Here is a 7,335-nt window from a genome sequence, read left to right on the forward strand (position 1 = left end):
TTAAGCAGGTTGCTTGGGTTCAATGCGTAAAATTTTAATGCCTACGTACGCATAAATAATGGCTAAGAAAGGGTTTATTAAATTAAAGAAAGCATACAAGGCATAGTCAAATGGGTTTATTAATAAAACGCTTTGCATGTACGCACCACAGGTATTCCACGGAATTAGCGGGCTTGTTATTGTGCCGCCATCTTCTAAAGTACGCGATAAATTAACGGGCTTTAAACCACGCTTTTTATATTCTTCTTTAAACATACGACCTGGCACTACAATAGCAATGTATTGATCAGCCGCTATTAAGTTGGTGCCCACACAAGTAGCAATGGTTGATGTAATAAGCGAGCCTGTGCTTTTTGCTATTTTTAAAATGCTCTTAACAAAAATATCTAATAAACCGGTTTTTTCCATAATGGCACCAAACATAAGAGCCGTCATGATCAGCCATGTTGTAGTTAACATCCCTGCCATACCGCCACCACTGAGCAATGAATCCATTTTGTCATCACCCGTGTCGATGCTAAAACCATCGAAAAAAGTTGTCCAAATAATTTTAAAATAACCAACCAACTCACCCTGAGAAAGGTCAATTTGTGTCGCAATTAAATCAGACTGAAACAACATTGCCCACACAGCACCAATTACAGCGCCAATTGAAATTGCCGGAAACGCTGGCATTTTTTTTATAGCTAAAACTAGCAGCACAATTAATGGAATTAACATTTCAAAGCCAATATTAAAGTTTTGCTCTAAAATCGCTGTTATTTCGTCAATCCTGCCGGCTTCGTTAGAAGCAGTTGCATTAAAGCCCATAAATATAAAAATGATTAATGCAATGACAAAGCTAGGAACAGTAGTCCATAACATGTGATGAATATGTTCAAATAAATCAGCTCCAACAACAGCCGGTGCTAAGTTAGTAGTTTCAGAAAGCGGACTAAGTTTGTCACCAAAGTANCCCCTGCCGTCACAGTTTGATCAAGCCCTAACCCGGTGGCCACCCCTAAAAGCGCCACACCTATGGTGGCAGCTGTGGTCCAAGAGCTACCTATACTCATTGCAACAATGCCACAAATTAAGCAGCTTGCGGCGTAAAACCAGCTTGGGTTAATAATCTGTAAGCCATAGTAAATGAGCGTTGGCACGGTACCCGACAACAGCCAAGTACCAATTAAGGCACCCACCATTAATAAAATTAAAATAGCCCCCAATGATAAGGTGATACCTTCAATCATGGCTTCTTCAAGCTTTTTCCACGTATAGCCATTTTTTAGCCCTATTAATGCCGCAGCAAAGGTGGCAAATAATAACGCTATTTGGTTAGGACCTGATGACGAGTTATCGCCAAATAAATATACCGCTGCGCCTAAAAGGCAAATTAAAACAGTGATAGGAACAAGTGCATCAAAAAACGAGGCGGGTTTAATCGGTTTTTCTAAAGGCTTCAAAATAGTGACTCCTGCACACCACATATCGTGGCGTGGTTATTTATTATTTTTAGCGTATCAGTGCTTTTTTTAAGCCACAGTAATGTAACTCAATTTAGTAATTCGCGATTATAGCAATTTAGCGAAATTTAGGTAACAAAAAAGGCGCAAAAAGCGCCTTTTAAACGGGGTAAACACGTGTTTATTTTTTAGCGATACGGCCAAAGTTAATGTAATCTTGAGTGATCAGTGCTGCCTCTTCTAAGAAAGGGTCAAGCTCTTCAATTACCTCAGGTACATCATCTAGGTTTTCTATTGGCTCTTTACCTAAACGCTTTAAACGCTCATTAGTGCGCGCTAGAGTACGTGCTTCATTTTCATCTTTTTCTTTAATACGGTCTGCTTCAACTAAAGAAATAGTTTTGCGGTCTTTCTCTTCATTGTAACGGGCAATATCATCAAATACGTAACCAAACTCTGGCTCTGACTTAATACGTACTTCGTGCTGTTTTTCAAGATAAGTGATTACAGGCGTTAAATTACCCTGCCTATTATACTTAGCTCGTACTATGCTATCCCACGGCAATGCATTATCTTGCTTGCTCTCGCCCCACTCTGCTGGGTCTATCGCCGAAGGGAATGAAATATCAGGAATAACCCCTTTATGCTGAGTACTGCCGCCGTTTATACGGTAAAACTTAGCAATAGTGTATTGTACGCTACCTAAGTCATTGTCGTATAAATCGTACGCACGGCCTAAGCCTTTGTGTTGCTGAACCGTTCCCTTACCAAAGGTTTGCTCGCCTATAATTACTGCGCGGCCATAGTCTTGCATTGCGGCGGCAAAAATTTCAGAGGCTGAAGCACTGTAACGGTCAACTAAAACAGTTAATGGGCCGTCGTAGTAGGTAATTCCGTCACGGTCTTTTTGCTCTTCGATACGGTTATTTAATGTATGAATTTGTACAACCGGACCTTGGTCAAAAAACAAGCCTGATAGCTGTGTAGCTTCATATAATGATCCACCGCCATTTTGGCGCAAATCAATAATAATACCGTCTACGTTTTCTTCTTTAAGTTTAGCTAATTCAACTTTAACGTCTTTTGAAAGATTGTTGTAAAAGCCTGGGATCTCAATAACACCAATTTTTGAAGTTAAATTTGAATAGCTCGCTTCAAACACTTCAGATTTAGCAGCCCTATCTTCTAAGCGAATTTTATCACGGGTAATTTCAACTACTTTAGGCGTGCCATGTGCATCAGAGCCTTTAAGATACTGTAAACGTACCTTAGTGCCTTTAGGGCCTTTGATTAAATCAACTACATCATCTAAACGCCAGCCAATAACATCAACAAACTCTTTTTGATCTTGGGCAACACCAATAATTTTGTCGTCAGCTTTTAGCTGCTCTGTTTTATCGGCAGGTCCACCTGGTACTAAGCTACGAATAACGGTGTAATCTTCATCTGGGCTTAAAACGGCGCCAATGCCTTCAAGCTCTAAGTCCATATCCATTTTAAATTGTTCTGCGCGGCGCGGCGATAAGTACGACGTATGCGCTTCAATGCTTCGCGCTAGCGAGTTCATTACAATTTGAAATGCATCTTCTGAATTTGTTTGAACTAAACGTTTTTGTGCATTTTTATAACGCTTGGTAAGGACCTCTTTGATCCCTTCCCAATCTTTGCCTGTCATTTTTAAACGCAAGGCATCGTATTTAACGCGTTCACGCCAAATTTCATCAAGCTCAGCTTGCGATGCTGGCCATGCTGAATCTTCACGGTCAAAAAAGTATTCATCGTCTTTATCAAACGTCATTTCTTTATCTAGTAATGATAAAGAGTAATCATAACGTTCAAAACGGCGCTTTAAGCTTAAGTTAAAAATATCAAACGTAAAGCCAAGCTTACCGGTGGTAATCGCATTATCAAAATCGTTGCGGTATTTTTCAAACGCAGTAATGTCGCTTGCTAAAAACACACTTTTATTAAAATCAAGGGATTCGATATAACGATCGTACACTTTGCTAGAAAGCCCATCGTTAAATCGAACCGGTGTATAGTGTGAACGAGCAAATAAGTTAGCCACTCGTTTGCTGGCAGTGCCATGTTGACTTTCTTGTTTAAGTACAGGCAAGTCTTCAAGTTTTGCCGCTTCTACGGAAGCGAATAAAGAACCCGAAAACAGGGTAGCAACTAACGGAATGAGCGTAAACTTTTTACTCATACACAACTCCTTAATTTATTTACAACTTAAATAATGTATAAGCTGTCAGCTTTGGTTTTAACTTGCATGCCAGTTACTAATTCAACATGAACTTCGTCTTTGTTTACTTCAGTAATCACCGCATTTACAAGTGCTTGGCCAAGTTTAACCTTAACCTTGTTATTAACCTTGACCTCACTTGCAGGTAAAGGTTCAACTTTTCCTGAACGTTTAGCAGGGGCTGCTTTAGCTGGTTTGTTAGCTTGTGCATTGTTTTTGCTAGCGTGGGCTGGTTTTTTCTTGAAAGATTTAGAATCTGAATCTTGGCGTGGACGCTGTTGTTTTTTGCGTTTTGCCATTTTAGCACGGCTTTCTTCTAGTGCTTTTTGAGCGTGGTCAATGTGCTCTTGCTCAACTTTTTCACCTTGATTGCCATCAAGATCAATACGAAACTCTGACTTAGTCACAGCTTCTAAATAACGCCAGTTAGACGTGTATTTTCTAAGCGCCTGACGTACTTGAGTCTTACTTACTTTTTCAGACCCTTCTATACGCTCGGCAATATCTTTAAAAATACCGACTTTAAGCGGTTTAATACCGTCTTTTTGTTTAAAACATTGTGGAAATTCTTGATAAAGAAATTCCAGCACTTCATTAATATCTTTTAGCTTGTTTGTGGTTTCCATTTTAGAACCTATTTTTCACATCTTTTCATCAAGGGACGAGTCAACGTAGTGTATTACCCAGTCGATTAACTCTTCGAAGTCGGCTTCAAGTACAGCCAAATCACCTCGAAGGTGTTCCCAAATACCATTTATTATTTCATCGATTGATTCACAATCTAAATCATCTGGAAGTTTATCCCAGGCTATGTGAATCAAATCATTGAGCGTTTCCGCTACATGTTCTTCTTCCCCTTCCCAATCGCCTACATCTTGTACTGCGAATAGGTAGTCTTGAACATTTAGCAAGTCTTTCATTATAAGCTTGCCTCTAAGCATTTAACTAATGCTTCAAGACCTGCTTGGTCATCAGTATCAAATCGACCAATAGTTGGGCTATCGATATCAAGAACAGCAACTATTTTATCATTTTTCATGATAGGTACAACAATCTCAGAGTTAGACGCTGCATCGCAGGCTATGTGGCCATCAAACGCATGTACATCTTCAATTAGTTGAGTTTCTAACGTTGCTGCAGCCGTACCACACACCCCTTTACCAAAAGGGATACGAATACACGCTGGATTACCTTGAAAAGGCCCAAGCACTAATTCACTTGGCGAATCCATAAAGTAAAAGCCCGCCCAATTTACATCTTCTAATGAGGTAAATAATAGCGCACTTACGTTAGCCATATTAGCAATGACATTAGATTCACCAGCAATTAGTGATTCAGTTTGCTTAACTAATGACTGGTAAAAATCGTGCTTTTGCATACCAAACTACTTCTTATTAAACAGACAGTAGCTAAAGGTACTCTTTGTCGTGAAAAATTGAAACCTTTTACAGGCAAAAAAACAGAAATAGCGCCGTTTTTCAGCACGCTTGATTAATATTTCTGCAATTATTTTTTTGATGTTTTACGCAGGCCAAATAAAAATAGTCCTGCGGCAAAAGCGGCCATTACACTATTAATTAAAAATATCTCACCTGTTGTAGCACTAAGTAAATAACTAAATATTGCGCCACCGAGCAGCCCAAGAGTCAGTACACCTGAATAATTCACTTTTGCATACTTAAACATAAGCAAATAACCCGGTACGACAAAAGCGGCCATAGTCAGTCCAACAATATGTGCGTTCGCGATTGCACTCATCAGTAGTTGTAAAAAAATGGTAGCCGCATCGCCATTCATAGTGAGCCCATAATAAAGGCCAAGTAAACTACCAACAATCACAGGGGATAATAAAGAAAGCGCGACACTTTTGGCTAGTTGATGTTTCATATAAGTTCCTAAATACACACTACAAACATTATCTTAAGCATGCACCAAGTTCTTAAGGTTAGAAACAGAGACTATGGTCGTAATTTATGATGGGAAAACAAGCACTCTTTAAACTGCTGTAACTAGGCATTTTAATTTTATAAAAATATACCTTAGCGTTTTTAGTAAGGATATTTAATCCCCTTTGCAAGGTGTGATAATTTCAAGATTTAATTTATGTTGGGCTGTTTAGTGGGTGGGTTTAATAATGTTTTGCAAATGATTTTAATAAATGGTTTTGCAAACTAAAAACAAACACGCATTGTGCTGCCAGCCCACGCTTACTTTGAGCTGCTTAGTCGCCTATAAGACAAAGTTCACTACCTTATAGGCGTTATCGTCAATAAAACCTAACCTTTAATTTCAATATTAAATACGTTCTTCAATTAATGACTGATTTACGCATAGTCAAGCGTCATAGGTATACAGCACAGTAAAGCTGCAAAAGTGATGATGTATCGTTAATTGTGTCAAAAGGTTGGAATACAAATAAAACAAACACCGTTATCAATGAGAATCATTGCACGATAAACAATAAGTTTTCTTGAAGGTAAATCATCCTTGAGCCACAACATACTATTTTAATAAGCAATTTTAAAATCTAAAAAAATAAAAGTAGCACATGAATATGTTAATAATCTATCAATAGCGGCTAATAGCAAACCGAAATGGGGAAATAAGCGAGGAAACCTAAGATGGCCTGATAAGAAAGCGTAAAAACAAAAAAGCCCGCTAAAAGCGGGCTTTAATATAATGGTGGAGAGATAGGGATTTGAACCCTAGATGGGCTACAAACCCATGCCGGTTTTCAAGACCGGTGCATTCGACCACTCTGCCATCTCTCCGAAAGTGCTATAAATTACAAGTAAGAGTGTACTCATAATTATTGTAATAAGGTGGTGGAGAGATAGGGATTTGAACCCTAGATAGGCTACAAACCTATGCCGGTTTTCAAGACCGGTGCATTCGACCACTCTGCCATCTCTCCGCACGGCCTGCATAATAGGGAAACCCATTGGCTTTGTGAAGCTTTTTTTTAAAAAAATTGTTTAAGTGCTTAAAAAACAATTAATTTGTTTAAAGATGAAACAAATAATTTCTTTTTGATGCTTAAATGAACTTTAATAAAAAAATAACACTCTATTGATCTACAAAGGTTTGCCCAAACATATAAGAGTTGGTAATCTAATTTTAGTTAAATTATCGAAACAAACATGTTTCACTTAAAGGAGCTCTACAATGGCATTTAATCATTCGTACAATACCGCTAAACCGGTAATGTCGACCATTGAAACAAACAAGGTACTTAAAAACACCTATTTCTTACTGGCCATGACATTAGCATTTAGTGCTGTTACGGCGGGTATTTCAATGGCATTACAATTACCTTACTTTATGGGAATTGTGTTCACACTGGTTTCGTTTGGTTTATTATTTGTTGTAAACAAAAAAGCAGACTCAGCCTCAGGCGTGTTTTGGGTGTTTGCTTTTACAGGCTGTATGGGCGCAGGCCTTGGCCCACTACTTAACTATTATGCAGCTATGCCTAATGGCCCTATGCTTATTATGCAGGCGCTTGGTTCTACTGCATTAATATTTTTTGGTCTATCGGCTTATGCATTAAACACTAAAAAAGACTTCTCATTTATGGGAGGTTTTTTAACAGTAGGCTTACTAGTGGTTATTGTTGCAAGCATAGTTAACATCTTCATTGGCAGC

Annotated in this window: 6 protein-coding genes, 2 tRNA genes and 1 pseudogene; 1 reads left to right on the forward strand and 8 read right to left on the reverse strand. The window is 38.6% G+C overall.

Going from position 1 to position 7,335, the window contains the following annotated elements; translation table 11 throughout:
* The 8 genes and pseudogenes from nhaC to L650_RS0106895 all read right to left on the reverse strand — a co-directional run bounded on the left by nhaC (position 1) and on the right by L650_RS0106895 (position 6,604).
* Positions 1 to 1,445: pseudogene (nhaC, locus tag L650_RS0106860) on the reverse strand (Na+/H+ antiporter NhaC).
* Between the two features lie 181 nt (positions 1,446 to 1,626).
* On the reverse strand, positions 1,627 to 3,651 hold the full coding sequence (prc, locus tag L650_RS0106865) for a carboxy terminal-processing peptidase (RefSeq protein ID WP_029772638.1): 2,025 nt from the start codon (positions 3,649 to 3,651) through the stop codon (positions 1,627 to 1,629).
* A gap of 26 nt (positions 3,652 to 3,677) precedes the next feature.
* Positions 3,678 to 4,316 carry an RNA chaperone ProQ gene (gene proQ, locus L650_RS0106870; RefSeq protein ID WP_004586712.1) on the reverse strand — a complete coding sequence of 213 codons (639 nt, stop codon included), beginning with the start codon at positions 4,314 to 4,316 and terminating at the stop codon, positions 3,678 to 3,680.
* 15 nt (positions 4,317 to 4,331) lie between these two features.
* Entirely contained in the window at positions 4,332 to 4,610 is a 279-nt protein-coding gene (locus tag L650_RS0106875) for a hypothetical protein (RefSeq protein ID WP_004586713.1), read from the reverse strand.
* The gene (locus L650_RS0106880) at positions 4,610 to 5,068 is read right to left on the reverse strand and encodes a GAF domain-containing protein (protein ID WP_029772639.1); all 459 of its coding nucleotides are present in this window, start codon (positions 5,066 to 5,068) and stop codon (positions 4,610 to 4,612) included. The genes L650_RS0106875 and L650_RS0106880 overlap by 1 nt, the downstream gene beginning before the upstream one ends.
* Positions 5,069 to 5,196: 128 nt before the next feature.
* On the reverse strand, positions 5,197 to 5,577 hold the full coding sequence (locus L650_RS0106885) for a hypothetical protein (RefSeq protein WP_004586715.1): 381 nt from the start codon (positions 5,575 to 5,577) through the stop codon (positions 5,197 to 5,199).
* Between the two features lie 793 nt (positions 5,578 to 6,370).
* Positions 6,371 to 6,461, reverse strand: a tRNA-Ser gene (locus tag L650_RS0106890).
* 52 nt (positions 6,462 to 6,513) lie between these two features.
* A tRNA-Ser gene (locus L650_RS0106895) sits at positions 6,514 to 6,604 on the reverse strand.
* 251 nt (positions 6,605 to 6,855) lie between these two features.
* Between L650_RS0106895 and L650_RS0106900 the strand changes: the two genes are divergently transcribed.
* A partial coding sequence (locus L650_RS0106900; RefSeq protein ID WP_029772640.1) for a Bax inhibitor-1 family protein occupies positions 6,856 to 7,335 on the forward strand: 480 nt, incomplete at its 3' end.

It is taken from the genome of Pseudoalteromonas sp. TB51 (assembly GCF_000498055.1).
GTDB lineage: Bacteria > Pseudomonadota > Gammaproteobacteria > Enterobacterales > Alteromonadaceae > Pseudoalteromonas > Pseudoalteromonas atlantica.